The sequence below is a fragment of the Gluconobacter cadivus genome (genome assembly GCF_015244745.1).
In the GTDB taxonomy this organism is placed as follows: Bacteria; Pseudomonadota; Alphaproteobacteria; order Acetobacterales; family Acetobacteraceae; genus Gluconobacter; species Gluconobacter cadivus.
Map to the genome: position 1 here is coordinate 1 of NZ_JABCQI010000011.1, position 23249 is coordinate 23249.

Consider the following 23249-nt stretch of genomic DNA (forward strand, 5'->3'; position numbering starts at 1 on the left):
CTCAAGACCCTCAGTGGCCTTACCCCTTACGAATACGTCTGCAAAATCTGGACTTCAGAGCTAGAAAGATTCATCATCAATCCAACCCATCAAATCCCGGGACTAAACACCGTAGCGGTCCTGCAATTCGGTGGTCAGCGTGGACAGATCGCGCCCGGCCATGACGGAACGCTGAACCATCGCCGAGACGTCGCTTAAATGCTGCTCGGCGATGCTTTTGATCAGCTCGACGTTCTCATTGATTACGCCATCTAACACATCCGTCACAGCCTTAGATGGTCGGAACTTCACTGCAAATCCGGCCTGCTTCAGCTTGCTCATCAGCGATGTGTCAGCGCCCTTCTGCCACTTCCCCGCCTGCGTCTCCGCCATCTTCCGCGCCCGGTCATCGAACAGACTGCGCCAGCGCACCGTCAGACGGTTCATGACCTTCTGAAGTTCGTCCGCCACGCTGTCCTGCGCAATGGTGGCTTCATGCTTTCGGTAGCTGGCCTTCAGCCAGTAAGTCAGGCTTGCGTCCATTTCGTCGATCAGAGCCATTAGCGCCTTATAGTAGGCAATCTCAACTCCGGCATTGGGTCGGACAGGCTTGAGTGTCTTAGGATGCTTACGCTGCTGCGCAGACACGCAACGTAAAGCCATGGCGATCTCCGATCAAAAGTGCGCCGAAGGGCGGCTCAATGTTTATGTAGGTTCGCCTTGATTGATCGAGATGCCCCCTAAACCCCACTTGCCCCTACATTCCCCGCCGCCGGATCTGACAACAGCGAGATATGATCGTCTCCATCTTCTGGGGGCGGCGGAACATCATCAACATCAATGCCGTCAAACGGGCTATCCGGGTCGTCAGCCACGACCTTGCGCCCTTCCTCTGGCGATACGACCCCGGCTTCGATCAGTTCAACCACGGTATCAGCCTTGGTCTTGAGGATCGCAGCCTTTGCGGCGTCATCCATCTGCCAGAGCGGGATGAATGCAAAATCAATGCTTTAATCAATCTCCCCCCAGAGAGACAGCATGATGATGCGCATCACTCGCGTGAGGTGAGGCCGGAAGAACTGTTCCTGATAGGCGGCGACCCGGTCATACCAGACCCTGATTTCACCATCTGACGAAGCATTGAGCCCGGATGGAGAGATACCCGTAAACTTGACCAGCGGCATCTGGGCGACAACACAGATTTGTTCCAGTGCCTGAGCCTGAAGCTTGTCCAGCCCCGCCAGATTGGCCGAAAGGATCTGAAGCTCTTCCTTTTCCTTGTCCGTAAGCATAACGCCACGGTTGGAGCGAAACTTGATAAATGACTGCACGCGGTCAATTAGGCCGCCAACGCCTACTTTTTGCATGGTGGCCATGAGATCGGTTTTCAGATTAACGATGGAGCAGCCGTTAATAAGATCTGCCACGGACTGTCGTGTTCTGAGCCAGTTATCGACATAAGGCTTGGCCATCTGGGCCAGAGACATCCCGCCAAAATTGTATGATGGCTTCAGAATGTCTGGCACGTCGCGAGATACGAAACGCAAAAGACGACTTTCGTGCAGGTTCGCGCCCTGCACCCACCATGTGGATGGGCGATAGAAAGCGGATTTTAGGGGGTCTGCAGCGTTGTAGTCGTTCGGACTAATCCAGATCGGGTCAATTACCCGCAGCGACTTGAGAGCGCCAATGCCGATGGTTTCAGGTTCGACGAGAAGAGGTGTGGCAAGATCCGGAGAACGTGTCGGCAAGCCTGTATCCAGATAAAGCATCCCCAGACCATAGAAGCCGTCATATTCCGAGAGTTGACGAAACCGGTCCCGTACCTTCAGGCGCGTAAATTCTGATCGGAGATCCTTCAGGCGTTCTGATTTATCTTCTCCGTCCGCTGCACGAAACTCGATCCATTCGCGGGTAGATTCCTCGGCCAGTGTTCCGACGATGTGACGGTATTCGGCCCGCTGAGCCATGGCGGCCAGGCGCGGATAGCCCATGAAGGCCACCCCATCTGCCACAGCGTTATTCATGAAGTTCTGAACGGCAGGCGGTATGGCGCTGTCCTGCGCAATGGGAGATGCCTTCGGCCGGACGCCGTCAAGTGGACGGTAAAGGGCGTATGAAGGCCGGTCCGCCCCACGAGAGAGGCCACGCTCCACCTCGCGCCATACGTCCCCATTGAATGGAAAGGGGGTTGCCTCGGCAATGCGCGGTTCCACCCGAGCGCGCGTATTGTCCACTGCTCGCTTGCGGGTAAAAGGCCACATAGATAAATCCTAGATCATTGCCATTTCAGCGGGGGTTAGACGCCGGAAGCCGTTAGACGGCTGGTCCTCAAGCATGACTTCCGTCAGACCCCAGACCATCGCGTCCGCACGGTCGGGTGAGCGGGCGCCTTGGAAGCCGGAGGCCGAGAACTGGCACATCTGGTCCTCAAGATCCGGGAAGCGGCCGTGATGCATGACCTTGCCCTGTTCGTAGAGGGCGGCAATTGGCTCGGCTCGAGCATATTTCCCGCGGGAGGCCGTGACCAGTTTAACCGGAGCAGTTGCCCGGACAGACCGGATCGTCTGCTCAACCATCGCGCCGCCAAAGTTCCGTTCAGCGACAATCCGATCCGCTTTCCACAGATCCAGTGCATCCAGAGCGACTTTTGCCCACCCTGCTGGTCCCTGACGACAGGTGAGATCAGCAAGAACGTGACCAGTGCCATCACGGTCCACTCCCGTCACCGCAATGCCAATTTCGTCAGAACGATAGTCTTCGGGACCGGAGCATCCGGAGGGGTCGACTGAGACAACAATTCGACGCATCTGCAACAGCACCCCACCGCGGTTTGCATCCGCTATCGGTGCCGAGCGTTTGATAAGGTCCAGAGTCCAAAGCGCACCATCAATGGCTGTCTGGTAATTGCCAAATAGAAAGCGCTGACGTTCCTTCTCGGGCAGGGATTCAAGCTGTTTCAGATATTCGGGCGACAGGTTTGCTCGGTTCGCGTCCGGGTTGATCTGCATCGTCGCATAATCGGTAGGGTCGGGCAGGGGGTCTCCGCCCTTGGGCTCAACCTTCCGCTCAAACAGGCTATAGAGCCAGTGCGAAGTCGTTGGCGGGTTGGCGTCGATGTATTCCTTGACCGAGAGACAGGTTTTCTGCGCCAAGCGGGTCAGCAGCATATTCCGCGCCGCGTAGCTGATCTGGCTTGCTTCGTTCATGTAAACAGTCGCGAACTCAAGCCCGAGGATCTTCTCGGTCCGCTCCGAACTGTCCAAGCCGTGAAACAGGATCTCCGAGCCATTCGGAAGGGTGACGTACCAATCAGTCCGGTTGAGCGTGTATGGCAGATCCGGAAAGCAAAGTCGCATGACCTTCGGGAACGTGTCGCCGATAATCGTGTGCTTCAGGGCATTGAAGCGGTGACGGAAGATACCGTGTCGCGAGCCCGGAGCCTTCACCGCCCGGATGATAATGGCGCGGATCAACAGGAAAGTCTTACCCGACCGAGAGCCACCGCGAAGGAGGATATGCGTTGCTGGAGAGCCTAGAAGACGATTTGCGTCGGCCTGAGCGGGGTTCAGTGTGGCAACCATGGATTACAGCGCATTGTCATCCGAGGTGATGGTGACGGCGATGGCACCGCTCTGTTGAACGTCATGCCGTTCCCGGTACTTCTCAGGTCGATGCGCCTTTAGAAGCAAGGTAGTCAGACTGTCGCTGAACTTCCGCTGCATAAGGGGTTTGCCCGTCTCGGGATCGCGGACAATCTGCCCCATAGAGATGACGTACTCCTCGTGACCATCCAATGCCCTACGACGTGCCTCAGCTTCCAAAGCATCGGTTGCCTCGTCAATCGCATCTTCCCATGCCCGGGCAAATTCGGGATCGGCCTCACGCCATTTGTAGGCGGTCGCCCGGTCAATCAACGCTATTCTTGCAGACTCCGAAATGTTCGACGTTTTACGAAGATGCTGCAGGAATATCTCACGCGGATTACGCGTTGAGCGTGTTGTTTTCGTTGTCGTCCGACCTTTAGCCAGACCTTTTCGCCCAGCCATAGGCTTGATCCTTCTTGAATGGGAAAACGCTGCCTGTCTCACCGCCCATCATTTATGGGGGCGGAGCCTATCTATGCGTTGCGTCGATTACGTTTGCCTGTGGGAACGGCCTCAAGGGAGATCAGGCCTCTCAGTTTTGAAATGAGAACCGTAACGAGAGCACCTACAGAGCTACATGGCTTGCAACAGCGAGAAACCATGAGCTTCTTCAAGCTGTCGCGCCGAAACTTCTCGACCGATAGCCAACCTGACACGCGCCACCAATTCCCCGGTCGCCTGATATCCCGCAGGTTCCACAAAGCGAACAGGGACACCAAAGGGCACACACCTGATTGCAGCTTCGCAATCAACGCGAAGATTGATCGCGTCGAACCAGGAGGGCTTCACATCTGCCCGATGACTTGGAACTGGGCATAGAACAATCGGGCAAATCGCCACGCTGTAATGTGTCAGGGAGACAACTAGATAGCGGCCATTCTTCCACCACACCACATCACCGACTGTGAGGGCGGGTGAGGGCATGGCGAATTGTCCGAGATATTTTGCGCTACAGGCGCAATTCTTCAGTGTTGCCCAACCGTATCAGGGCACGCTGGCAGGTACAAGCCCTTTCTCGGCGGCATTGCGTTCGATCCGCTGCCTGATTTCTCGGCGAGTGTCTGTATAGGCCGCGGGGAGCTGCTCAAGAACGAGCGCGCATTGAGCGGAGACCTTCCCGCGTTGAAGAGCTTTTCCGAGAGCCGGGTAAAGCGCTGCTCCCATGGCTGAAAACGACAGTTCCCGAGCCAGCATCATCTCCAGGCGCACATGAGCGCAGAACCCGAGCCGATCGCGAACCATTCCGATCCGCTCAGCCGCATTCCCACGGGAAATTGCGAATGTGTGCACGTTCCCCTTCTCGTATCCAGACGGCAGGACATCACTCAAAATGTCCAAATATCCGTGGTTCGCAAAGACATAATCGCAGATCCACCATTTCGCGGCAGTGACTGCATCGCCGTTAATGTCGCCAGCCATGTGCAGAGCGTTGACGGTATTCAGCTTGATCCTCTTCTTGCCCTGCCACTCATAATCCCCCTTCGAAAGCCGTTCGGGTGTTGGAGAATTATCCTCCGCTTTGGCTGGAATGAATGCCGTTTTTCGTACCGTCTTCGGCGTTGAAAACTGGCGGATCGTATCGCCGAGTCCGGCACGGGATTTCTGGGCTGCTGGCATGGGGAGAGGTTAGTACAGGGGAGGGTGGCTGTACAAGGAGGAACCTGCCATAAATTCAGGTTATGAGTGATCCATCTTCGCAAATTATAGAATTCTTCCGACACGTTGACGCAGCAACCGGCGGGTACCCCTCCCATATGCTGGAGCGTTTGGTAGATAGTATCTGGGACAAAGGCCTGAGTTACGGCCGAAGACTTCTTTTTCAGAAAACTGCGGACAAAATGCACGCTGCCGGCAAGCCTGTTTCCGAGACGTCCTCCCCTCGCTTGATTGCAGATATTCTTCGCAATGCGGACGGGGTAACTGATGAAACAATCATGGATTTATGGGCTTCTTTACTCGCTAAAGCAGCAACCGGGGACGACAAAAATATTAGACCGATATATTTCGATTTGATATCTAAACTTTCTCCACGGGATGCTTTGGTATTTTCAATACTAGGCTCAGAAGAGATAGAGGATACGAAGGAATTATTAAAACACGTTTCTCCAGTAATGATTCCAAGTACAAAAAGATTACACAGAAGTAAATTTATACAAACTAATTCTTCGATGAATGATTATGAACTATCTTTTTGTTACGACGCATTGGAGAGGCTCGGGCTGGTGGAAATGAACCACCAAAATTACCGCCAGCTTTCTATACTCGGCCGCGGCTTCTACCAAACGGTTTGTTCGCGGAATCAAGAGGACACACCTTCGAACCCCGACACCGAAAACATATAACCGCGACACCAACAAAATCAGGCTGGGCCTACGACTGCTGCAAGTGCGGGAAGGGCGCACCGTTTGGTGTTGAGCGCCCGAACGGAGATCTGCACTATTGCTATGAGTGTTGGCCGCAGCGTAAGGATTGAGAAACCAAATGACTAAACAAGAAACAATTCAGAAAATTATAGAACGAACAACATCAAGGATTCAAAAGCCAAATCCCAAAGATTATCGATATGTTATTATGATCCGTTGGAACGGCACCGAATTATGTCATCGTATAGCCCATTATAATTTTTCTTGGTCTAATACCAAAATCATTAGAAATTAATTACGACCACAATAACATTTATAATATTTGTGGTGCACCCTCACTGGAAGAAGTGATTGATAAAAATTTATTCGATATAGAGAAATTCGAATATGGAGGCGACAAATTCCTCGGAAAATATTCAGATAAATCTGACAGAGTTGCCTACTCGAATTCGCTCACCACTGCCCTTCCGCCCAAGGATTCAGAAGAGTCATAACTTCATCTCGCGCGTGGATGTTCTTAAGCAGCAGGATGTATTGGCTTCTGCTCTCCTTGGCCAAGGACTGTACGATCAGGATCTCTTTCAACCATAATTGCGCGTCTTTCCTCACTCGTGGTTCGGCCTTTCGACACCCACATTTCGAGAGCCCGCATTGCAGCATCCACCGGGGTTTCAGCGCGAGCTATGGGATGTCCTAGATGTGAAAACGTAGTTAATTGAGGATCAACAATCTCAACAAACCACACGTCTTCTTGAGGCGAAGGAGTCAGAATCCAAGTAACATGAGTTGGCAATTCCGCCTTCAACAGCGTTACGGCTTGCTCTAAATCAGCGCTCATCATTACTCTCCGATATTTTCCCGTCCTCAAGCCCCTTCTGGATCAGGCGACGGATAACTTCGGTGTGGCAGAGATGAAGTCCAGTTAAGCTTGGAGAACCCTCTGCGCTCTAATCAGAAATAGGCGCGAACAGGGTCTTTCCCGGCTGCCTTGGCGCGACTTTCCATCCGCCGCAAAAGCTCCCTTTTGGCAGGCGTCCGTAAGGCGCCCTTATTCCTAAGGCTTTCGATACGCTCGGGCGTCTCCGTCAAGCCGAGCGCTTGCTTTCGGGCGCTGATGTCGTGAAGCATGTCATCAAGGCGCAGCATAATCACTCCTTGGCAGTAACAGACTAATGTCACCACCTTCTTCCTCAACTCGTTTCCTGAGGTATTCCATATCAATTTTCGCTGCCAAAAGAAACATAAGTCTTGCCTGTTCCAGGCGTGATGAATCGTTTGGGGGCGCGACGGAATGCTGTGCCAACCTATCTGCTATAATATCTTCCACCGCCGGGAGCGTGATGTGGCGTCCTTCACGAACACTTACAGCGACAAGCCTGCGGCGATCAGCGCGCCCATCAAACAATGCCCCCGAAACGGCCTGAAAGCCGTATTCCGGATGTTGGGGATGATAATAGCCAATGTGTAAGCGCCCAGAGCGGGTTTCTTTGATGAATCCACACTTGGCCATTACGTTGCCGAAGACCTGATCATCAATAACGACAAAATCGAAGTCTCCTGAACTGAATGCTCCAGCCGTGTAAAGAACAGTCGCAGCGCCGCCTACAAGAACAGCATCGTGCCCCACTGTCTCCCGATAAAGCCTGAACGCTCCGGCTAACTCCGCAAGGGCTTCCAGAAAACTGGCAGGAACATCATTCATGGGGACAGTTTTCGTCCGTGGGGGCACTATCGTGCGAAGCCAGTCCGCGTTGAATAAGACGTCGAATGGCTTCAGGTCTTGATGGAAGGTCTTCTTGGTTCCGTCTCCATCCGTCCAATGCAAGTAGCCCATCACGATCAATACGGACGTTTACCGCCTCACTATCGACAGGGGGTCTACCTTTTTTCGGTTTCTTAGCGCTATCTATTGACATTATGATTTTATAGCGCGATAAAAAGTGGGCCGCAAGCGAGTTCGCACCTCGCAAGCGGCCCTAACCACCAACCGGAGATTACCCGGCCATGGCTAAAGCCATTCATACCACAATTGCGACTTTTCGTCTTCTGTTCGACCGGAAGTTCTCCGTGACGATCACGCCGATCATGGTGAAGGGAGACGAGGCATGAGCGCGTCACTCGCCAATATCGCCGTTACCATGTCTTCCCGCGAAATCGCGGAACTGACGGGGAAAATCATCAACACGTTCGGCGCGATGTTGAGAAGATGCTTGCAGACCTGAAGCTAGACGAAAAAGGGTATGTCCAAACTTGGACACACCCCCAAAACGGGCAGGAATACGAGGAATACGCTCTCCCCAAAAACCTGACCATGAACCTGATCACCGGCTATCGGGCCGATCTGCGCCTCAAGGTGATTGACCGCTTAATGGAGCTTGAAGCCGCACCAACCTTCAAAGCCCCGACCAACATGCGCGAAGCCCTGATGTTGGCACTGGACCAGCAAGAGGAAATCGAACGCCAGAAAGCCCTAATTGACGCAGCTGCGCCAAAGGTAGCCGCCCTCGACCGGATCAGCACGGCAGACGGATCATACGGCCTGACGGAAGCGGCGAAGATCCTCCAGATCAAGCCCAAGGCGCTGATTGCGTTCATGGCCACGTCACAGTGGATTTATCGCCGGAACAACGCGAAGAACTGGCTGGCCTATCAAGCCAAGATCGACGCCGGGTATCTCTGGCACAAGATCGCCACCTACACAGACCCGAACGGCGAGGAAAAGACCCGCGACACGGTGAAGGTTCTGCCGAAGGGTCTTGCAAAACTGGCCCAGATCGTGCCGGGCGCGAAGATTGATCCGGACCTGATGCAGATGGAGGCGCGCCCTTTCGCCAAATCCCCGGAGCCGGCGTCATGAACGCGCTGACCACCCGGCAGGACGCACGGGTTACAGGCGCCGTCATGGTCGAGGGTAAGATGCTATGCTTTGACGCAACGGACTACGATCTCGAACCGGGAACGGAAGCCGTGGCCATTGGGACGAAAGGCGAGATCTATGTCGCGCCCATCGCGAAAAACCATCCAGAGGACCGGGCACGACTGGCCCGCATACGCAGCGCGCTCATTCCGTATGTGTCTGGCTTCTATTCCACCAAAGTGCCTGAATTTTTACAGGTGAAGGTTCTCAGGCGGTATGTCCCAGTGCCCGCCGCTACCTCGGTAAAAGCAGGGAAGGGCGCTGCCCGGTCGCTGGCAGCAGCCTGACTATGGAGCCGCCTTTCGGGGCGGTTTTTAGGTAGATATATTTTTTTGGTCGGCGGGTTGCTCTTTCTTTTTTGTGAAGCGAGCTAATTTTGCGACAATATTATGTAATTTTACGAAATTATGTAATTTTACGAACTTATAAATATAACACGCGCCTGTGATCACGGCCAAAATTGTGACTCCTATAGCTAACCAATGGTTCACGTTGGGATCATTTTTCTGGATGACCGAGACATTATAGGTCCAGTAGGGAATAAGAAATCCAGCAGCAGAAAATAGCGCCGCAAATTCAGCTAGCGATCTGTTTAGTCTTGCATTTTCCATTTCCCAGCATATTTTCTTAAAGTCATACCATTTCTTTTTGAGTTCAATTTTTTTGTCTATAGTGTCGGCATCACAGGCATCACCTAATTCAGTCTCTTTTTTCAGAAAGAGACCATCTAATTCACCTTCAAATCTCAAGATGTCTTCGAGTCTTTTTGCTTGTTCTTTTCCGTTAACAAAGCCATCTAGTAAAGACACAAAAATAATCCTCAATTCATAAATAAGTTTATGAATAATACTGCATTTGGTTCGATTAAGGAATAATGAAAAACACCGCCCTCGCTGTTTATTGTTCCATAATTATCGAACAAAGCCGTAGAGGCATCGCCATTGGCCGTAGACGTTTTCGCATCATCGTGGTATCGCCTTACATCCCACACCGCACTCAGGGGCCAAAGGCGGTACCTCTCCGTGCATAATATCCGGGATGTTTCGTTGCATCATGTCCGGTTCTCCATTTCTCCACCGGCTGCACGCAGCTCGCGGATAACCGCATCGGCCAAAGTACCAGCCCGAGCCAGTTCTGCCCGATCCGGCCGCTTGCGCTCCGGCTCATGCGGCTTTTCCGCCATGGCAAGGATCTCCCGTAGCCCAGCCACCTCGGACCGGATCTGCTCGGCAAAAGGCCGGAGATGCGCGTACAGCTCACCCGGCGCGGGCCAGCGCGATCCAACAGGATAGCCTTTCCGGTCCGCCTGCCGTGTCCATGCGATCCGGGTTTCCGGGGCCCATGCGCCATCGGGAATGTCAGCACAGACCTCGGCAAAGACCGCGCAGATTTCGCCGGACGGGACTGGAGCGTTCGAGACCAGCGTTGCGAGCTTGGCCAGCCAGGTCTTGATTCCCTCGAACGGCGGCGGCATCAGCGCGGCTTCAGCCATAGCGAGCTGGCGGCGAACTGCGGAAAGGCGATCGGGCGTCAGGTCGGAGCGCCAAAGGTACCCTTCGCGCTTGGCTGCGATCAGGGCCCTGAGGTCTCCGCTTGCCGGAGCGTAGGCCACAGACTTGGCGACGGTGCCACGGTGGATTTTTGCGATGTCTGCCATGGTCAGTACCCCTCCAGCATCACGCCGGATTTCCACGCTTCCGCGTTGTCGGCCCGTTGCTGCGCCTTGCTCGGGGCAGCCTGCGACCGCATCCCGTCCTCACGCCGAACCCAGTTCCGCCACGTCGCGTCCCAGTCGGCCTTACAGCCCTTGGTGCCCGGCACACCGAGCCAGTAGTCGCGGAACACCTCGGCAGTCCGGACCGGATCGACCTGGTTGGCCTCGGCGAACTGGATTTGCTCGGGGGTCGGCTGCCAGTCGGCAAGGAGGCGGGAGGCCCGTTTCGGCTTTTCCGATTTCGGTGCGGGAGCGGGTGGCGCGTCGGCAGGCGCGCTTTCTAACTCACGCAGTGAGTTCTTTCTTTCTGTATCTGCTTCTGCTTCTGTTTCTTGGTGTTTAAGGGGAGGGGTTGCGTTTGCCTTAAGGGAGGGGGTTAACCCCTCTGCGTCTTCACCCTTAACCTTGCGCTTTCCCTTTCCGATAATGTTGGGATTACCCCCTTTCTTACCGTTGGCAGCGGCTTCATCGCTGATGGCCTTATCCCTGACCATACGGCGGCTGAAGATGGTGCCATCTTCGGAACGGCTAAAAACTCCGTTTTCTTCGAGTTCAGCCACCAGCTTGGTTGCCTCGCGTTCAGAGCATCCGAGCACAGCGGAGAGCTGCCGCATGTTTGGCGAGCGCCCATTGACTAGCAGGTGTCCGACCGGATCAGCGTCTGCCATCAAGCACAGCATCTCGATCCAAGCGCCACGTGCTGCGAGCGAGCACATTCGCAGCGCCGGGTCGCGTTGCCAGTCCTGCCACCAAAACTTTGCCCATCTGCGTGCGCTCATGCCGCCACCTCTGCGCCCACAATTTCAGTGATCGTAACGACCGTCCTCTGTTCGCACAGGCGACACTTCACGGCCTTCACATCAAGTACGAGATGCTTCGGCCCATCGTCCACGATAAAGCCCAGCCCGCGCTTGTTCTTGATGCGCTGGCGAGCGCCTAGCGTCCGCACAACAAGCGGGCAAGGTGTCGTCAGGCAGTCGATTAGACGCTTGGCAGAGCCCGCCAGATTGTCCGTATCAGGCGTTCCGACAGAATGGCGCTCGATCAGGACATGCGCCCGCTCAAACGGCACAGACGGGCGCAGGTGATACGCCACAGCCATGACTTCGCGCTGCATCTGCTTCTTCTGCCTCGTTGCTGTGAAGTGGCTGTAGCCAGTCGTGCGGTTCACAAGCGGATATGGCGCGGGTAGGGTGAAGGTGATTTTCCGGGTCATTGCACGTGTCTCCACGCTTGACCTTGAGCAATACGGATGATTTGCGCGCGACAGAGGGAGAATTTCTTATCCAACTCAGCCACAGGCAATCTGAGAGTTTTTAATTCTCGATATCGACGACGAATATATCGCACATCGTCTTCGGTTATTGTTGCACGGCCGTTTCTGGTGCCACGCGGGTCTGTGCCGTGCCTGCGTCGATCGGCGTCATTCTGACGTCGAGTTGCCCACCGCAAGTTTTCAACAATATTGCATAAACGTGACCCATTATTGTGGGCCACCTCATGCGTGATGCTCGGCTTTGGTCCAAGAAAAGCCATTGCGACGAGAGCGTGCGCTGATTTGTTGAGGCTTTTCCCATCCGTATCAGTGAGTGAGTAACGGATATATCCGTCCACATCGACAAATCCGCGCAGGCGTCTCCCAACTCCTCGTCTGTCACTGTTCAGCGCAATGCGTAAATCTCCGCAGTTGGAGACTTCATAGTGCTCCAACCCCGGTACAGATTTCCAAATAATGGCTTTCACTTTCACGCCCCCATCCCGAGCGCGCGCCGATATATGTCTAAGAGCGTTTCAGCCTCTTCAACATCTGCCGGCTCCATCTTGCGGATCCTGATGATCTGTTTGATAGTTTTAGAGCAGAAGCCGGCCGACTTGGCTTCGGAGAAAATGTCTTTGATGTCGCCAGCGAGAGCTTTGCGCTCTTCTTCCAGGCGCTCGACCCGCTCGATGATGGAGCGTAGGCGATCCGCCGCGATGCCGCCCACAGCGGCGGAGTTATGGCCTGTCATATCGGTCATCGGTTCTGTCCCTTCATCGGGTGGATCGTTTCAACCACGGCGTAACCAAGGGCATTCAGAACCCGGTTGCGTGCGTCGGGTCGGCCATTATTCACGGCCTGGGAAATATCGGACTGGTTGATGCGCAACGCGCGAGCCAGCGCGTGCTGACCTCCGGCCAGCTCGACCGCATCGCTGACGATTGATTGCGCTTCTGAAATCGGACGCTCGGTCATTTCCGAAGCTCCTCCCGCGCAGCATCCAGCGCACGGCGGTACCGGGCCATCTCAGCCTCAGCCCAAGCGGACCAGGCATCCCAGTCGCGCCAGAGAATGCGCAGCCACGCAAACCGGTATGACGGAGGCGGCCCCGCGTGATGGCCGAACCCGCACCGGCCTAGTTTAAGGGTGAACCAGGGCATTGTGTGTCCTCACGCGCCTTGCGGCGCTCTGCGACGAGGCGTTCAACCTCGTCCGCAATGGAGTTGCAGGAGGCCATCAGCTCGATCAGCGCCTCGGCATCGGGCGTGCATCGACCATCCAGCCAGTTTCGTGCGGCTCTCGGCGTCTTTCCTGAAGCGCGGGCCAGCATTTCTTGCGCGAAGCGGAGCGGGCGAAATTCGCGGCCAATCACTTCGAGCAGGGCTTCTTTGACGGGACGTGAAAGCGCGTTCATGCGCCCATCCATGTAAAAATTGCGCCCATTTGGGCGGGTTTTTGACCAATCATTCCGCACTGGCTTCCTCCATTCTCTGCCGTGTCACCGAGCAGAGAAGGAGCAACCACGATGGAAGGAGAGCCGCCCCAGACGCCACAATTCGAGATCGACGCGGACACGCCGCACCTTGCCGCCGCACTGTGCCGGGACGCCCAACTCTGGGGCGCTCTGCACAGTCGGCAGCCGCAGGAGGTCAAAGACCACTTGGCGCTCAAACTGGCGATGTTGGTTGGAGCGGACATCTGGGGCTGAGGCTCAGTGCAGCCCGCGGTCCCGACCGAACGCACAGTCCGGAACAGGAGGCGCATGACCGCCGAACAACGCACGCCACGAGACGTCCGAAAACGGCTCAAGCGGCCCCCGTAGGACCGGCTCGGCACGCTCCTTCTTGGGATGCGTCGCTTCCTGACGGGCTTTCTTCCATCTGGCCCGGAGCGCTTTCGGAGCATGGCGTTCCATCGCGGCCGACAGGGAGGCAGGCGAAACACCCAGGGCCTTCGCAATGGTGCCAGCGCTTTCATTGCGCTCCATCATCTCAAGGAGCGTCGGCATCAGCGGGTCCCAGTCGATGCGATTATGCGTGTTCTGCGGAGACGAGCCACCCGTTGCGCTGCCGTTCGGCGACAGGCCCGCAAGGCCATGACGGCCAATCATCGAGGAGAGGGAGGTTTCCTTCAACCCGAGTTGAGTAGCGATCTCGCGGCGGGTCTTCCCGGCTCGGAGCATCGCCTCGACCTCGGGAAGGTGAGGTGTCCAGTCGTGGCGCACCGTCATTGTGCGACCCTCCCGGCGAAGTGAGCTCGGATGAACGCGGCAAAGGAGAGGGCGCAGAAGGCAATAGAAGCGAAATCAAGCATCGTCCCGGACTCCCTTCACGGAAGTATCAGGCGTAGCGTCATTGCGGGGATCGGCGGCAACCGAGTCCCCGCTTTCACCATCTGACAATACAGAGGATGAACCATGTCCGAAAATGCGCCCTTCATGCATGTCACGCCCAAGTACCCGAAATGCGGAGAGAACCTTTCCATCAAGATCTTGGGGACGGAGCCATCGAACGACGATCTCGTCTTTTGCGAGGCCTGCGGTTTCGAGGCTGGGACACGCCGTGAGGTCTTTGAGCACATTCGCGAGAACAACCGAGACGATATCGTCAATACGGCGCGCGATGAGATTGCAAAGCTCCTCAAGAAGTCCCTCGGGAAACTCTGATCTGATCTTGAAGGTGAGGAGGTCAGGCATTGGCTGGCTCCTTTGCGGGCAGGAAGTCATTGAACGTGACTTTCCCCGCCGTGAATTCTGAGATGCGCTGGATTACTGGGAGTGCTGGAGTGCGCTCATGCTTCAGATACCGATATACGGTCCTGATGCGATGGGGCCCGGTCACGCCAATAGCATCGGCGAGATCCGAGACGGTAACGCCTTCTTGGCGTCGGTATTCGTCAAGGGTCATGGCCATGAACGTATGGCCGCAATGGCCAGAACGTCAATCATTAACGGCCATCATGGCCATATATTTTTTATGCCAGATATGGCCAGACTGGACACATGACTAACGAGATACCTGAGAGCCGCGTTCAAGAGCTTCGTTTGATGCGCGGGATGCGTGCCGCTGAAGTCGCACGCATGGCGAGCATGGACCCTTCCACTTACAATAAAATTGATAAGGGGAAACGGGGAGTATCGCCGCAGTTTGCCAAGCCTCTAGCGTATGCGCTGAAGGTCGGGCGCCTCGATGTTCTGGCCGAAATCGGGTCTCCAATTAGAGACGATGCAGACGAAGATCTGGAACGCATAGCTCTCGGACTTGATGAGCCGCAGCAGAACGAAAACAGCCTCAACGTTCCTGAGATCGACGTCAGTCCACAAGCTGGCATGGGTGCTGTGGTTTCAGATATCGTAGAGCATCAGCAGCCCATAGATCACTGGAGCTTTCCGCGCACACTTGTGAGCGCGTTCATCTCTGATCCTTCAAAACTGACGATTATCCGTGTGGCCGGCGACAGCATGGAGCCGGATTACTGCGCCGGAGATCGCATCCTGGTCGACACTGGGCACACTACCCCGTCACCGGCTGGCGTCTATGTGCTCTGGGATGGTCTGGGCGTTGTCTTGAAGCGTGTGGAAGTCGTGATGGGATCAGAGCCTAAGCGCATCAGGATCATGAGCATCAACCCCGCATATCCGGCCTACGAATTGGCTCTCGATGATGTGCGGATCAACGGCCGCGTCGTTGGGAAGTGGACTTGGAAGTGAGGGTAGGATGAGCGAAGGACTCGGCAAAAAAAATAACGTTATCAAGGCGATGCCACGAAATATAGCCCGTCAGGAACTCGGGCAAAATCAACATGATTTAGACCTCGGCATTGAACTCCAAGCTGAAATTGATGGCATTGGAATGGGTGTCCTTCGTGACGGAACGCCTTTTCTAACTGGGAGGGGGCTTGCAAGGCTCGTTGATATTGAAAACCTGCATATCCGTACTATTAGCCATGAATGGAATGAAGATCCTCTCAAACCTCGTGTTGCCCGGATAAAAGAGATTTTGGATAAATCTGGGATTGATTATAAAAATGCGCATATCGAAATAGTCGATGGATCTCGCACTATACATGCATATCCAGCGCCAATATGTCTTGCTGTGTTAGAATACTATGCGTTTGATGCAGCTAAACCACGAGACAAAGCGCGGGATAATTTTCGGATCTTGGCTGGAAAAGCTCTTCAAGAACTCATTTACAGTAAAGTCGGATATGACCCGACCGGACAACAAAGATTTCGTAAGTGGCATGAGCGCATTGAACTGAACCACCAAAGCGCTCCAGCAGGCTTTTTCAGTATTTTTAATGAAGCACATCCGATAATTTATGAACTCATTATGGCCGGTGCTGAAATCGGTGAAAAAATGGTCGTTGATATTTCTATTGGGAAGGGCTGGGCATCCTATTGGGATGCGAATGGCTTAGCTAAACGATATGGGGATCGAGAAAAATTTCCTCATAGATATCCTGACGATCACCCGCAAGCTAAATCGAACCCTCAGATCGCAAATTGCTACCCGCTTGAATCTTTAGGTGAATATCGGAGATGGCTTCAAGAAGATTACTTGGGGCAGGGAAAGTTTGCAAAGTACCTGCGAGGAAGAATACCTCCATCAGTGGCTGAGTTAGCTATTGAAAGGCTGGCTCCTCAAGCGATTGAGAAAAAAAACTAACCCCACCCGGCTCCGGCCGGGTTTTTTGATGCGATCAGCTCAAAAGGGATGTCCGACATGGATCTTAGCCAGAGAATTGCAGAGTATGGCGCTGAGGCCGTGAATTATTACGTCAAAATGGCGAGGCTCAAATACGACAATGAGGTCAGAGAAGAATTTGTCAGCGCGCGGATAGCAATAGCTTTGTTCGAGCGAGACGGCCTCGCTGCTCATGTTGAACGAGACTACCTCAGAATAGTGCAAGAACTGGGGAATGAGGTTAGTTCAAAAGATATTTCCAGCATGGGAAGCAAGCGCGCCGATATCGCAATTTATAATTGCGATGGCAATCCCTTAGCAGTTATTGAGGTGAAAATTTGCGACGAGGGCGATCGAAACGGCGCAGCAGTATTAAGTGACTACGAGAAAATCCAGAATCTTCGCGAGAGGGTTACGATAGACACCTATCTTGCTATTCTTCTCACAGATATTAACGACACAAAAAGATGCGAGATACGGCGCGGCAATCTAGAAGAAAGCTTGCATAGTCCCTTCACCGGTGACAGTGGTCTCATCCGCTCTCAAGATGCCGCTTGGGAATGGCAATTCCTTGCAGGAAAATTCTGACGCTCAAGTCGTTGAAAGCATCTTCCCAGGAAACTCACATCCCAGAACGGCTTTGAATAATCGTCACCCGCCAATGGAGACGACAATGCCCGACATTCGAACAGCCTGCGGCCAGCCCCCAGTGCCGCCGCCAAGTCCTCCCGGACCTCCGCACCCAAATCCATACCCGCCACCGGGTGAGGGTCCGCCACCCATGCAGGAACCGTCCCAACCGGTGAGCTGACAGAGACCTAGTGAGAGCCGGGTTTCTTTTGGTGGAAATGGATGGCCATAAAAGATATGGCCAACATGGCCAAATAAACATTGACGAACTGGCCATAACGGCCATAAGGTTCTCCCACACCGCACGAAGCGGCGAGGGAGAACCACAATGGCGAACCTGCCTGACAATTTCTCACAGAGTGCGTTTGATGCCCGCTACGGCGCTGGCAACACGGCTCTGGACGACGAATACGATTATCTGCGCGGATTGCAGGCTGCGTATGACGCGATCGACGTTCTGGAAGATCCGAACGACGATCAGCTTTCCGAACTACTGACCCTTGAGGATCAGATCGCAGATCAGCGCATCACCATCTCGATGATGGAGGATGCGTGATGTCAGCAACACTCACACGCCCGGTCTCTTATGATCAGGCCTGCAAGGATCTGGCTCCGGTCTGGGAATATCTCAAAGAACAGCGTCAGCAGGCCAATTTCCTGCACGGGACGAGGGCAGAGCGGGCATTGCGGGATGAGCGAACCGCCGAAATCGACCGGGTGGAAAAGCGCCTGAATGACTTCGTGGCCCAAGTAACCACCGACTGACACCAGCAGTAAACGACAGGAATTTCTGAAATGCGTGAAACAGCAAACGCCCGAGGTGTGTCTGGTGAACTGGAGTTCTTTCCGCCTGCGGTACGGCGGGAGATCCTGAACCTTGAGAGCCTGATCACTTACCACAGCAATCAGGCGATTATCGCGCCGCTGGAGAATGACCGTCGTGTGGCTCGGGACGTGAAGACGTCGGCGCTGACCCGCCTGAACGGGATCTACGAACGCCCCGACGTGAAGCAGGTCATGCGGACGCTCGGCGCGGTGCATGCCGGTCTGGCCTTCATCATGATGGAAACGCGGGGGGTGGCATGACACTCCGCGTCTACACCGACCTTGAGCAGGGCACGGACGAATGGCTGCAGGCACGTTGCGGCGTTCTGACGGCAAGCGTGATCGGCAAGCTGCTGACCCCGACCGGGAAGGCCGCCAAGAACGAGACCGCGCGCCGACTAGTTCTGGATCTTCTGGCGCAACGCATCAGTGGCGTGGTTGAGGAAGTGCCTCAGACCTTCGCGATGCAGCGCGGTCATGAAGACGAGATCGAGGCCAAGCTACTCTACGCCCAGAACATCGCCCCGGTGTCTGAGGTTGGCTTTATGACCGAGGACCGGTTCGGCTTTACGCTCGGATACTCACCAGACGGCCTGGTTGGTGACGATGGCCTGCTCGAATGCAAGTCACGCGCTCACGGCCTGCAGTTCGGCGTGATCTGCGGTGGGGACGTCCCGGCCGAATACATGGCTCAGATCCAGACCGGCTTGCTGGTATCCGGCCGGAAGTGGCTCGACTTCATCAGCTTCCCGGCCATGGGCGGCGGCAAGATGATGATCCGCCGTGTCTATCCGGATCCAGTGATGCAGGACGCGCTGATTGATGCCGCGATGGCCTTTGAAGGCGAGATCGCAGCCAAGCGCGCTGAATACGAAACAGCCCTGAAAAGCCCTGATCTGCGGTTCCTGGATACGGAACGGCGCGTCTTCAATGAAATGGAGCTCGTGGTCTGATGATTGACCTTGCCCCCACTATTATCGCCAAAAGCGACCAGCTCAATGCGGATGATCTCGTGTCCGGCCCGATGACGATTACGATTAATCGCGTCACCAAAGGGTCCGCTGATCAGCCTGTCCTTTTTTTCTATGAGGGCAGTGGGAAGAAATCTTTCCGCCCCTGCAAATCCATGCGCCGGGTTATTGCGGAAATCTGGGGGCAGGATGCCACCAAAGCTGTCGGTAAATCCATGACCGTCTTCCGCGATGCGCAGGTGCAATACAGCGGGCAAGAAGTCGGCGGTGTTCGCATCAGCCACATGTCTCACATCGACCAACCGCGCTCGGTATCTCTGATCACCACGCGAGGGCGGCGTGGTCTCTACAATGTCCAGCCGCTTATTGTAGACGTGCAGACCCCACAAGACCGCGGAGAATATTCAGCTCCGCGCAATAACCCCGCCGAGGGCAAGGCCGCCGAATGGACCGACCGGCAGATCTCCATGATTGCCGCGGTAAACCGCATTGAGGATCTTGAGGCCGGAACATCTTCAGACGGGTTCATGAAGAACCTTCAGCGCCTTGAGAAATCGCGACCCGAACTTGCAGACAGACTGAAGGCTGCATTGGGCCAACGCGTCGAAGACCTGACCACGGCTACCAAAACTGCTGATCAGGGCGAATGGGCATGACCCATCCCCGCGAAATCAACGAGGACCTGAGCGACGTGATTGCGCGCTCCCTCCTCATGGAGTGGATCGAGCGTGCAGCGGCCCTGCCGTGCCTCTCAGACCTCCGACATGACGACAGCGAAATCCGCCGCGAGTGCGGCCTGCTGAATGCTGAGAAGTGGAGCGCGTGATGCCCAATCTATTCCGCCCGATCCTGTTCGCGGCGCGCTCAATTCGTGACCTGTGGCGCTGGCTCACGAACGATCATGACGACTTCAATCCCGACCGCGATGACATGGGGCACTACCGATGAGCCAGACCGAACAGAAGCGTGAATATGGCGAAGCAACGGCTCTAGAAATCATGCGCGCTCTTGGCTTGTCCTCGCACGACCTGCCGAAATTGGCGCGTTACGCCCGGAAATGCTTTGAAGATGGCGCGGCGGAACAGCGCCGGAAGGATGCGGAGGGGCAGGAGCCGGTTGCGTGGCATTATTACGACGAAGAGGATGATGACGACCGTGGAGGGTGGCGGTACTCCAGCTCGAAGCCGTCAAGTCGTTATGAAGACGTACACCCTCTCTACACGCACCCCGCTAACGTCGCCGCACAGGCAGTACGGATTGCGGAGTTGGAGGCAGAGAACGGACGTCTGCGCAGTCGATATCTTCCAGAAAATCTGACCGATCCACTTCGGGAGGTTCTGGGGCGCATGTGTTTCGAGTGCATCACGATTGCCAGAGCGTTGCGGACTGACGGGATGGAAATCCGACATCGGGCAGAAGACGAACAGGCGGAGGTCATCTTCTTCTTACTTCCGTTTGTTCTCGCTTACGGAAGTGACTGGAGAAAACATGCCGCCGAGGAACTTGGAGGAATGGCCGAACGTCACCGCGCCTCCCTCACACGCGAGGGAGGGGTGTGATGGTAGAAGAAGGGCAAACCATTGCAGTCTGGTTTTCATGCGGCGCGGCATCAGCAGTCGCTGCCAAGATGGCAATCCAGCAGTATGGAAACATAGCGACTATTCGTGTTCTGAACACGCCAGTATTGGAAGAAGGGGCGGATAACCAGCGGTTTCGGCAGGAAGTGGAAAACTGGATTGGCATCAAGATTGAGACCGTCACCAACCCCAAGTGGCCGGAAAATTCCGCTCAAGCGGTTTGGGATAAGACGCGGTTCATGTCTGGGCCACGCGGAGCGCGCTGCACTTTAGAACTCAAGAAGAATGCCCGGTACGGATGGGAAAAAAACAATCATGCAGACTGGCACATTCTCGGATTTACAGCCGATGAGAATGATCGTTTCCAGCGGTTTAAATTGACGGAACGCAGCAACGTCATTCCTATTCTGGCCATGTATGGCCTCAAGAAACGGGGCTGTTTTGAACTTCTTGAAAAAGAAGGCATCCGGCTGCCTGAAGCGTATGCTTTGGGATATCCAAATGCGAACTGTCGTGGATGCGTCAAGGCAACGAGCCCGGCTTATTGGGATTTGGTTCGGCGCATTGACCCCAAGGTATTTGTGGCCCGAGCGCAGACTTCCCGCGCTCTAGGGGCTCGACTTGTGGAGATCCACAAAGAGCGCATCTTTCTGGACGAGCTGCCCGCCCAGACGGAGCAGCAATCACTCATTTCTGCGCCGGATTGTGGTTTTTGGTGTGAAGAGCCCGCAGGAGACCCGGCATGAACGGGCGGGAGGATACGGAGCGCCTGGACTGGTTTGACCAGAACTGCGCCCGCGCCCGATCAAGATGGAATGATTCCACCAAAAGCGTGGAATGGGACGTCCGAGGCGGAAACTGGCGCGCCTCATTCCGCGCGGCGATTGATGCAGCCATGGACCCGGAGAAAATGGGATGAGTGACGTAATAAGAAACGCAGAAATAAAGTGCGATGTGCTCGAAGCCCTTCAGCGGCAGGGTATGGCTCGCAAAGAGAAGCATAGCGTTTCTCCAGGCGAGCGAGTTGACCGCGTTCTGTACGAACTGAACCGCATGGGCTGGACCATAGTCCGTCAGGGAGAGCGCGATGAGTGAGGCCCTGCAAAACACACTCACCCTGAAAGACGTTCTCGAGAGGCTCAAGGGCCGGATCGGCCGAACGCGCCTTATCTATCATCTGCGCGATGTCAAAGAATACGATGGCGGCCCAACCCACCGCAGGTGGGGCAAGCGTATCATCTTTCTTCATGCCGATTTTAACCGACTGGTACTGAGCCTAGAATGCAAATCAAGGTCGTCAAACGATCATCATCCAACACGCTCTATCTCCGCGGCTCCCTCAACGGAAAGCGCATTTTTGAAAGCACAGGAACTTCTGACCCCCAAAGGGCAGAAGAATACCGGGCGAAACGCGAAGCCCAGCTATGGACGGAAAGCGTCTATGGCAAAAAGGCCGTCGTCACTTTCTCCCATGCCGTAGCGGCGTATGTTGAGGCCGAGCCGAGGTCTGATGCGACAAAGGCATACCTCTTGCGACTGCTTAATTACTTCGGAATGACGCGTCTGGCGGACATCAATCAGACTGCGCTTGATGAAGCGTACAAAGTGGTTTTGCGAGATGGTGCCCAAGCTAGTCCGGCCACGAAGGTCCGTTCAGTTTTAACGCCCCTTCGGTCGGTGCTGGAGTTTGCAGCGATCCGCCAATGGTGCGACCGGCCTGCGTTCGATAAGCCTCGCATTCCGGTTGGTCGAACGGTCTATCTCCGCCCGGAGCAAGTGAGGCGCCTGATCGACAATGCTGCGCCTCACCTGAAGCCGCTTCTGGTATTCTTGTTCGGCACGGGCGCACGCATGTCAGAGGCTCTTGAGCTTGACTGGGCCTGCGTGGATCTGAGAGGAGGGCGGGCCGTCGTTTGGCAGAAGCAAGGAAACGAGCGGCATATCGATCTGCCGCCACGCGTCTGTGCGTCGCTGGCTTCTCTGCCGAAGCGGGATGGGCGCGTATTTCGTCCCGTTCGCGCGAGGAAATCAAGAAACGGGCAGGGCAGGGAGATCGGAGAGGCTTATTCTGGAAACGGCCGAACGAGTGGCGGCCAGATCAAGTCTGGATGGTCGGTGGCTTGCCGCAAAGCGGGTCTGCCAGGACACATGCGCGTCTGGACGCCCGTGGGGCAAGAGAAGCCGAAGAGCGTATTTGTGCCAGACGTCACTCCTCACGATGCCCGTCACACATGGGCAAGCTGGCAATACTGCCTGCACAAGGATCTGATGCGCCTTAAGGCTGACGGCGGATGGGGCAACATCACGACGGTCACGCGCTACGCCAAAGTGATGCCGGACGCCTATCGAGATGAAATTCTGGAATGGCTGGGGATCCAGTAGGATGCGATTCGCACGAGATCGCTGGCCCCGCAGCACCTGCACCAGTTTTGCACACATCATAATGTCGCTAAGCGCATTAATATGAACAAACTTGAACTGACGGGTTAAGATCGTTTGCCTGAAAATTCGGCACTAAGCGACTGATTTTGGGGAGTTTTTCACCGGACCGAGTGGTGGGCGCAACAGGGATTGAACCTGTGACCCCTACCATGTCAAGGTAGTGCTCTACCGCTGAGCTATGCGCCCCCGGTCCGGTGAGGTGGCTTTTAACGGTGTCCGCTAAGCCTTGCAACCCCCTTTG

At 55.2% G+C, this 23249-nt stretch carries 41 protein-coding genes, 1 tRNA gene and 1 pseudogene; 20 read left to right on the forward strand and 23 right to left on the reverse strand.

Annotation, left to right across the window (positions count from 1 at the left end):
* Positions 1-198: pseudogene (locus HKD28_RS15795) on the forward strand (hypothetical protein); the annotation flags it as partial.
* Here HKD28_RS15795 and HKD28_RS13855 read toward each other — a convergent pair.
* The 7 genes from HKD28_RS13855 to HKD28_RS13880 all read right to left on the reverse strand — a co-directional run bounded on the left by HKD28_RS13855 (position 103) and on the right by HKD28_RS13880 (position 5243).
* Positions 103-642, reverse strand: a complete 540-nt coding sequence (locus HKD28_RS13855) for a hypothetical protein (protein WP_194268826.1) — start codon at positions 640-642, stop codon at positions 103-105. The pseudogene HKD28_RS15795 and the gene HKD28_RS13855 sit on opposite strands and share 96 nt — an antisense overlap.
* 77 nt (positions 643-719) lie before the next feature.
* Positions 720-956 (reverse strand): hypothetical protein, encoded by a 237-nt coding sequence (locus tag HKD28_RS15800; protein WP_235993501.1) that lies wholly within the window; start codon positions 954-956, stop codon positions 720-722.
* Between the two features lie 33 nt (positions 957-989).
* Positions 990-2243 carry a DUF1073 domain-containing protein gene (locus HKD28_RS13860; protein WP_235993502.1) on the reverse strand — a complete coding sequence of 418 codons (1254 nt, stop codon included), beginning with the start codon at positions 2241-2243 and terminating at the stop codon, positions 990-992.
* 9 nt (positions 2244-2252) lie between these two features.
* The gene (locus HKD28_RS13865; RefSeq protein ID WP_194268827.1) at positions 2253-3563 is read right to left on the reverse strand and encodes a phage terminase large subunit; all 1311 of its coding nucleotides are present in this window, start codon (positions 3561-3563) and stop codon (positions 2253-2255) included.
* Between the two features lie 3 nt (positions 3564-3566).
* Positions 3567-4028: a hypothetical protein gene (locus HKD28_RS13870; protein ID WP_235993504.1), complete on the reverse strand. Its 462-nt coding sequence runs from the start codon at positions 4026-4028 to the stop codon at positions 3567-3569.
* 171 nt (positions 4029-4199) lie between these two features.
* Positions 4200-4550: a hypothetical protein gene (locus HKD28_RS13875; protein ID WP_194268828.1), complete on the reverse strand. Its 351-nt coding sequence runs from the start codon at positions 4548-4550 to the stop codon at positions 4200-4202.
* 60 nt (positions 4551-4610) lie between these two features.
* Entirely contained in the window at positions 4611-5243 is a 633-nt protein-coding gene (locus tag HKD28_RS13880) for a hypothetical protein (RefSeq protein WP_194268829.1), read from the reverse strand.
* Between the two features lie 62 nt (positions 5244-5305).
* Here HKD28_RS13880 and HKD28_RS13885 point away from each other — a divergent pair, with 62 nt between their 5' ends.
* The gene (locus tag HKD28_RS13885; protein ID WP_194268830.1) at positions 5306-5968 is read left to right on the forward strand and encodes an Abi-alpha family protein; all 663 of its coding nucleotides are present in this window, start codon (positions 5306-5308) and stop codon (positions 5966-5968) included.
* 538 nt (positions 5969-6506) lie between these two features.
* Here HKD28_RS13885 and HKD28_RS13890 read toward each other — a convergent pair.
* The 3 genes from HKD28_RS13890 to HKD28_RS15805 all read right to left on the reverse strand — a co-directional run bounded on the left by HKD28_RS13890 (position 6507) and on the right by HKD28_RS15805 (position 7691).
* Complete coding sequence (locus tag HKD28_RS13890; protein ID WP_194268831.1) at positions 6507-6827, reverse strand: hypothetical protein; 321 nt, start codon at positions 6825-6827, stop codon at positions 6507-6509.
* 113 nt (positions 6828-6940) lie between these two features.
* The gene (locus HKD28_RS13895; RefSeq protein WP_194268832.1) at positions 6941-7135 is read right to left on the reverse strand and encodes a hypothetical protein; all 195 of its coding nucleotides are present in this window, start codon (positions 7133-7135) and stop codon (positions 6941-6943) included.
* On the reverse strand, positions 7122-7691 hold the full coding sequence (locus tag HKD28_RS15805; protein ID WP_235993506.1) for a hypothetical protein: 570 nt from the start codon (positions 7689-7691) through the stop codon (positions 7122-7124). Before HKD28_RS15805 ends, HKD28_RS13895 begins: the two co-directional genes overlap by 14 nt.
* Positions 7692-8300: 609 nt before the next feature.
* Here HKD28_RS15805 and HKD28_RS13905 point away from each other — a divergent pair.
* Positions 8301-8846: a phage antirepressor KilAC domain-containing protein gene (locus HKD28_RS13905; RefSeq protein ID WP_235993508.1), complete on the forward strand. Its 546-nt coding sequence runs from the start codon at positions 8301-8303 to the stop codon at positions 8844-8846.
* Entirely contained in the window at positions 8843-9193 is a 351-nt protein-coding gene (locus HKD28_RS13910; RefSeq protein ID WP_194268834.1) for a hypothetical protein, read from the forward strand. Before HKD28_RS13905 ends, HKD28_RS13910 begins: the two co-directional genes overlap by 4 nt.
* Before the next feature lie 27 nt (positions 9194-9220).
* Here HKD28_RS13910 and HKD28_RS13915 read toward each other — a convergent pair whose 3' ends face one another.
* From HKD28_RS13915 to HKD28_RS13955, 9 genes are all read right to left on the reverse strand, one after another.
* Positions 9221-9715, reverse strand: coding sequence for a hypothetical protein (locus tag HKD28_RS13915; protein WP_194268835.1), 495 nt, complete (start codon positions 9713-9715; stop codon positions 9221-9223).
* Positions 9716-9957: 242 nt separating this feature from the next.
* Positions 9958-10563, reverse strand: a complete 606-nt coding sequence (locus HKD28_RS13920; protein ID WP_194268836.1) for a hypothetical protein — start codon at positions 10561-10563, stop codon at positions 9958-9960.
* A gap of 2 nt (positions 10564-10565) precedes the next feature.
* On the reverse strand, positions 10566-11399 hold the full coding sequence (locus HKD28_RS13925) for a hypothetical protein (protein WP_194268837.1): 834 nt from the start codon (positions 11397-11399) through the stop codon (positions 10566-10568).
* Positions 11396-11836, reverse strand: coding sequence for a hypothetical protein (locus HKD28_RS13930; protein ID WP_194268838.1), 441 nt, complete (start codon positions 11834-11836; stop codon positions 11396-11398). The genes HKD28_RS13925 and HKD28_RS13930 overlap by 4 nt, the downstream gene beginning before the upstream one ends.
* Complete coding sequence (locus tag HKD28_RS13935; RefSeq protein ID WP_194268839.1) at positions 11833-12369, reverse strand: HNH endonuclease signature motif containing protein; 537 nt, start codon at positions 12367-12369, stop codon at positions 11833-11835. Before HKD28_RS13935 ends, HKD28_RS13930 begins: the two co-directional genes overlap by 4 nt.
* Entirely contained in the window at positions 12366-12638 is a 273-nt protein-coding gene (locus tag HKD28_RS13940; protein ID WP_194268840.1) for a DUF2312 domain-containing protein, read from the reverse strand. The genes HKD28_RS13935 and HKD28_RS13940 overlap by 4 nt, the downstream gene beginning before the upstream one ends.
* Entirely contained in the window at positions 12635-12853 is a 219-nt protein-coding gene (locus HKD28_RS13945; RefSeq protein ID WP_194268841.1) for a helix-turn-helix domain-containing protein, read from the reverse strand. Before HKD28_RS13945 ends, HKD28_RS13940 begins: the two co-directional genes overlap by 4 nt.
* Complete coding sequence (locus HKD28_RS13950) at positions 12850-13038, reverse strand: hypothetical protein (RefSeq protein WP_194268842.1); 189 nt, start codon at positions 13036-13038, stop codon at positions 12850-12852. Before HKD28_RS13950 ends, HKD28_RS13945 begins: the two co-directional genes overlap by 4 nt.
* Positions 13014-13292, reverse strand: a complete 279-nt coding sequence (locus tag HKD28_RS13955; protein ID WP_062448114.1) for a hypothetical protein — start codon at positions 13290-13292, stop codon at positions 13014-13016. Before HKD28_RS13955 ends, HKD28_RS13950 begins: the two co-directional genes overlap by 25 nt.
* 111 nt (positions 13293-13403) lie before the next feature.
* Between HKD28_RS13955 and HKD28_RS13960 the strand changes: the two genes are divergently transcribed.
* A complete protein-coding gene (locus HKD28_RS13960) occupies positions 13404-13586 on the forward strand; it encodes a hypothetical protein (protein WP_194268843.1) in 183 nt (60 codons plus the stop codon).
* A gap of 3 nt (positions 13587-13589) precedes the next feature.
* Here the strand turns inward: HKD28_RS13960 and HKD28_RS13965 are convergent, their stop codons facing one another.
* The 3 genes from HKD28_RS13965 to HKD28_RS13975 all read right to left on the reverse strand — a co-directional run bounded on the left by HKD28_RS13965 (position 13590) and on the right by HKD28_RS13975 (position 14790).
* Positions 13590-14108 carry a hypothetical protein gene (locus HKD28_RS13965; protein WP_194268844.1) on the reverse strand — a complete coding sequence of 173 codons (519 nt, stop codon included), beginning with the start codon at positions 14106-14108 and terminating at the stop codon, positions 13590-13592.
* A 75-nt stretch (positions 14109-14183) separates the two neighbouring features.
* A complete protein-coding gene (locus tag HKD28_RS13970; protein ID WP_194268845.1) occupies positions 14184-14573 on the reverse strand; it encodes a hypothetical protein in 390 nt (129 codons plus the stop codon).
* Positions 14566-14790, reverse strand: coding sequence for a helix-turn-helix domain-containing protein (locus HKD28_RS13975; RefSeq protein WP_194268846.1), 225 nt, complete (start codon positions 14788-14790; stop codon positions 14566-14568). Before HKD28_RS13975 ends, HKD28_RS13970 begins: the two co-directional genes overlap by 8 nt.
* A gap of 89 nt (positions 14791-14879) precedes the next feature.
* On the opposite strand from HKD28_RS13975, the gene HKD28_RS13980 reads away from it, so the two are divergent.
* The 15 genes from HKD28_RS13980 (at position 14880) to HKD28_RS14045 (ending at position 22948) form a co-directional block, all read left to right on the forward strand.
* Positions 14880-15587 (forward strand): LexA family transcriptional regulator, encoded by a 708-nt coding sequence (locus HKD28_RS13980; protein ID WP_235993509.1) that lies wholly within the window; start codon positions 14880-14882, stop codon positions 15585-15587.
* A gap of 7 nt (positions 15588-15594) precedes the next feature.
* Entirely contained in the window at positions 15595-16545 is a 951-nt protein-coding gene (locus HKD28_RS13985; RefSeq protein ID WP_194268847.1) for a hypothetical protein, read from the forward strand.
* Between the two features lie 57 nt (positions 16546-16602).
* The gene (locus HKD28_RS13990; RefSeq protein WP_194268848.1) at positions 16603-17151 is read left to right on the forward strand and encodes a hypothetical protein; all 549 of its coding nucleotides are present in this window, start codon (positions 16603-16605) and stop codon (positions 17149-17151) included.
* A gap of 370 nt (positions 17152-17521) precedes the next feature.
* Positions 17522-17749, forward strand: coding sequence for a hypothetical protein (locus tag HKD28_RS13995; RefSeq protein ID WP_194268849.1), 228 nt, complete (start codon positions 17522-17524; stop codon positions 17747-17749).
* The gene (locus tag HKD28_RS14000; protein ID WP_062446852.1) at positions 17749-17958 is read left to right on the forward strand and encodes a hypothetical protein; all 210 of its coding nucleotides are present in this window, start codon (positions 17749-17751) and stop codon (positions 17956-17958) included. Before HKD28_RS13995 ends, HKD28_RS14000 begins: the two co-directional genes overlap by 1 nt.
* Positions 17959-17988: 30 nt before the next feature.
* Positions 17989-18279, forward strand: coding sequence for a hypothetical protein (locus HKD28_RS14005; RefSeq protein WP_194268850.1), 291 nt, complete (start codon positions 17989-17991; stop codon positions 18277-18279).
* A complete protein-coding gene (locus tag HKD28_RS14010; protein WP_194268851.1) occupies positions 18276-18971 on the forward strand; it encodes a lambda exonuclease family protein in 696 nt (231 codons plus the stop codon). The genes HKD28_RS14005 and HKD28_RS14010 overlap by 4 nt, the downstream gene beginning before the upstream one ends.
* Positions 18971-19645: a hypothetical protein gene (locus HKD28_RS14015; protein WP_194268852.1), complete on the forward strand. Its 675-nt coding sequence runs from the start codon at positions 18971-18973 to the stop codon at positions 19643-19645. Before HKD28_RS14010 ends, HKD28_RS14015 begins: the two co-directional genes overlap by 1 nt.
* Complete coding sequence (locus HKD28_RS14020) at positions 19642-19815, forward strand: hypothetical protein (protein ID WP_194268853.1); 174 nt, start codon at positions 19642-19644, stop codon at positions 19813-19815. Before HKD28_RS14015 ends, HKD28_RS14020 begins: the two co-directional genes overlap by 4 nt.
* Positions 19815-19937, forward strand: a complete 123-nt coding sequence (locus HKD28_RS15950; RefSeq protein ID WP_268898566.1) for a hypothetical protein — start codon at positions 19815-19817, stop codon at positions 19935-19937. The genes HKD28_RS14020 and HKD28_RS15950 overlap by 1 nt, the downstream gene beginning before the upstream one ends.
* Positions 19934-20548: a hypothetical protein gene (locus HKD28_RS14025; protein WP_194268854.1), complete on the forward strand. Its 615-nt coding sequence runs from the start codon at positions 19934-19936 to the stop codon at positions 20546-20548. Before HKD28_RS15950 ends, HKD28_RS14025 begins: the two co-directional genes overlap by 4 nt.
* Positions 20548-21312 carry a hypothetical protein gene (locus HKD28_RS14030; protein ID WP_194268855.1) on the forward strand — a complete coding sequence of 255 codons (765 nt, stop codon included), beginning with the start codon at positions 20548-20550 and terminating at the stop codon, positions 21310-21312. The genes HKD28_RS14025 and HKD28_RS14030 overlap by 1 nt, the downstream gene beginning before the upstream one ends.
* Positions 21309-21485, forward strand: coding sequence for a hypothetical protein (locus HKD28_RS14035; RefSeq protein WP_194268856.1), 177 nt, complete (start codon positions 21309-21311; stop codon positions 21483-21485). The genes HKD28_RS14030 and HKD28_RS14035 overlap by 4 nt, the downstream gene beginning before the upstream one ends.
* Positions 21482-21661: a hypothetical protein gene (locus tag HKD28_RS14040; protein ID WP_194268857.1), complete on the forward strand. Its 180-nt coding sequence runs from the start codon at positions 21482-21484 to the stop codon at positions 21659-21661. The genes HKD28_RS14035 and HKD28_RS14040 overlap by 4 nt, the downstream gene beginning before the upstream one ends.
* A 186-nt stretch (positions 21662-21847) precedes the next feature.
* The gene (locus HKD28_RS14045) at positions 21848-22948 is read left to right on the forward strand and encodes a tyrosine-type recombinase/integrase (protein ID WP_194268858.1); all 1101 of its coding nucleotides are present in this window, start codon (positions 21848-21850) and stop codon (positions 22946-22948) included.
* 171 nt (positions 22949-23119) lie between these two features.
* On the opposite strand, the gene HKD28_RS14050 is transcribed toward HKD28_RS14045, so the two are convergent.
* Positions 23120-23194: transfer RNA gene (locus tag HKD28_RS14050), tRNA-Val, on the reverse strand.
* Between the last annotated feature and the right edge of the window lie 55 nt (positions 23195-23249).

Bases quoted from the DNA above. Each gene is read 5' to 3' on its own strand.
- HKD28_RS13855 (WP_194268826.1), bottom strand. From the start codon at position 642: ATGGCTTTACGTTGCGTGTCTGCGCAGCAGCGTAAGCATCCTAAGACA.
- HKD28_RS15800 (WP_235993501.1), bottom strand. From the start codon at position 956: ATGGATGACGCCGCAAAGGCTGCGATCCTCAAGACCAAGGCTGATACC.
- HKD28_RS13860 (WP_235993502.1), bottom strand. From the start codon at position 2,243: ATGTGGCCTTTTACCCGCAAGCGAGCAGTGGACAATACGCGCGCTCGG.
- HKD28_RS13865 (WP_194268827.1), bottom strand. From the start codon at position 3,563: ATGGTTGCCACACTGAACCCCGCTCAGGCCGACGCAAATCGTCTTCTA.
- HKD28_RS13870 (WP_235993504.1), bottom strand. From the start codon at position 4,028: ATGGCTGGGCGAAAAGGTCTGGCTAAAGGTCGGACGACAACGAAAACA.
- HKD28_RS13875 (WP_194268828.1), bottom strand. From the start codon at position 4,550: ATGCCCTCACCCGCCCTCACAGTCGGTGATGTGGTGTGGTGGAAGAAT.
- HKD28_RS13880 (WP_194268829.1), bottom strand. From the start codon at position 5,243: ATGCCAGCAGCCCAGAAATCCCGTGCCGGACTCGGCGATACGATCCGC.
- HKD28_RS13885 (WP_194268830.1), top strand. From the start codon at position 5,306: ATGAGTGATCCATCTTCGCAAATTATAGAATTCTTCCGACACGTTGAC.
- HKD28_RS13890 (WP_194268831.1), bottom strand. From the start codon at position 6,827: ATGAGCGCTGATTTAGAGCAAGCCGTAACGCTGTTGAAGGCGGAATTG.
- HKD28_RS13895 (WP_194268832.1), bottom strand. From the start codon at position 7,135: ATGCTGCGCCTTGATGACATGCTTCACGACATCAGCGCCCGAAAGCAA.
- HKD28_RS15805 (WP_235993506.1), bottom strand. From the start codon at position 7,691: ATGAATGATGTTCCTGCCAGTTTTCTGGAAGCCCTTGCGGAGTTAGCC.
- HKD28_RS13905 (WP_235993508.1), top strand. From the start codon at position 8,301: ATGAACCTGATCACCGGCTATCGGGCCGATCTGCGCCTCAAGGTGATT.
- HKD28_RS13910 (WP_194268834.1), top strand. From the start codon at position 8,843: ATGAACGCGCTGACCACCCGGCAGGACGCACGGGTTACAGGCGCCGTC.
- HKD28_RS13920 (WP_194268836.1), bottom strand. From the start codon at position 10,563: ATGGCAGACATCGCAAAAATCCACCGTGGCACCGTCGCCAAGTCTGTG.
- HKD28_RS13925 (WP_194268837.1), bottom strand. From the start codon at position 11,399: ATGAGCGCACGCAGATGGGCAAAGTTTTGGTGGCAGGACTGGCAACGC.
- HKD28_RS13930 (WP_194268838.1), bottom strand. From the start codon at position 11,836: ATGACCCGGAAAATCACCTTCACCCTACCCGCGCCATATCCGCTTGTG.
- HKD28_RS13940 (WP_194268840.1), bottom strand. From the start codon at position 12,638: ATGACCGATATGACAGGCCATAACTCCGCCGCTGTGGGCGGCATCGCG.
- HKD28_RS13945 (WP_194268841.1), bottom strand. From the start codon at position 12,853: ATGACCGAGCGTCCGATTTCAGAAGCGCAATCAATCGTCAGCGATGCG.
- HKD28_RS13950 (WP_194268842.1), bottom strand. From the start codon at position 13,038: ATGCCCTGGTTCACCCTTAAACTAGGCCGGTGCGGGTTCGGCCATCAC.
- HKD28_RS13955 (WP_062448114.1), bottom strand. From the start codon at position 13,292: ATGAACGCGCTTTCACGTCCCGTCAAAGAAGCCCTGCTCGAAGTGATT.
- HKD28_RS13960 (WP_194268843.1), top strand. From the start codon at position 13,404: ATGGAAGGAGAGCCGCCCCAGACGCCACAATTCGAGATCGACGCGGAC.
- HKD28_RS13965 (WP_194268844.1), bottom strand. From the start codon at position 14,108: ATGACGGTGCGCCACGACTGGACACCTCACCTTCCCGAGGTCGAGGCG.
- HKD28_RS13970 (WP_194268845.1), bottom strand. From the start codon at position 14,573: ATGCCTGACCTCCTCACCTTCAAGATCAGATCAGAGTTTCCCGAGGGA.
- HKD28_RS13975 (WP_194268846.1), bottom strand. From the start codon at position 14,790: ATGGCCATGACCCTTGACGAATACCGACGCCAAGAAGGCGTTACCGTC.
- HKD28_RS13980 (WP_235993509.1), top strand. From the start codon at position 14,880: ATGACTAACGAGATACCTGAGAGCCGCGTTCAAGAGCTTCGTTTGATG.
- HKD28_RS13985 (WP_194268847.1), top strand. From the start codon at position 15,595: ATGAGCGAAGGACTCGGCAAAAAAAATAACGTTATCAAGGCGATGCCA.
- HKD28_RS13990 (WP_194268848.1), top strand. From the start codon at position 16,603: ATGGATCTTAGCCAGAGAATTGCAGAGTATGGCGCTGAGGCCGTGAAT.
- HKD28_RS13995 (WP_194268849.1), top strand. From the start codon at position 17,522: ATGGCGAACCTGCCTGACAATTTCTCACAGAGTGCGTTTGATGCCCGC.
- HKD28_RS14000 (WP_062446852.1), top strand. From the start codon at position 17,749: ATGTCAGCAACACTCACACGCCCGGTCTCTTATGATCAGGCCTGCAAG.
- HKD28_RS14005 (WP_194268850.1), top strand. From the start codon at position 17,989: ATGCGTGAAACAGCAAACGCCCGAGGTGTGTCTGGTGAACTGGAGTTC.
- HKD28_RS14010 (WP_194268851.1), top strand. From the start codon at position 18,276: ATGACACTCCGCGTCTACACCGACCTTGAGCAGGGCACGGACGAATGG.
- HKD28_RS14015 (WP_194268852.1), top strand. From the start codon at position 18,971: ATGATTGACCTTGCCCCCACTATTATCGCCAAAAGCGACCAGCTCAAT.
- HKD28_RS14020 (WP_194268853.1), top strand. From the start codon at position 19,642: ATGACCCATCCCCGCGAAATCAACGAGGACCTGAGCGACGTGATTGCG.
- HKD28_RS15950 (WP_268898566.1), top strand. From the start codon at position 19,815: ATGCCCAATCTATTCCGCCCGATCCTGTTCGCGGCGCGCTCAATTCGT.
- HKD28_RS14025 (WP_194268854.1), top strand. From the start codon at position 19,934: ATGAGCCAGACCGAACAGAAGCGTGAATATGGCGAAGCAACGGCTCTA.
- HKD28_RS14030 (WP_194268855.1), top strand. From the start codon at position 20,548: ATGGTAGAAGAAGGGCAAACCATTGCAGTCTGGTTTTCATGCGGCGCG.
- HKD28_RS14035 (WP_194268856.1), top strand. From the start codon at position 21,309: ATGAACGGGCGGGAGGATACGGAGCGCCTGGACTGGTTTGACCAGAAC.
- HKD28_RS14040 (WP_194268857.1), top strand. From the start codon at position 21,482: ATGAGTGACGTAATAAGAAACGCAGAAATAAAGTGCGATGTGCTCGAA.
- HKD28_RS14045 (WP_194268858.1), top strand. From the start codon at position 21,848: ATGCAAATCAAGGTCGTCAAACGATCATCATCCAACACGCTCTATCTC.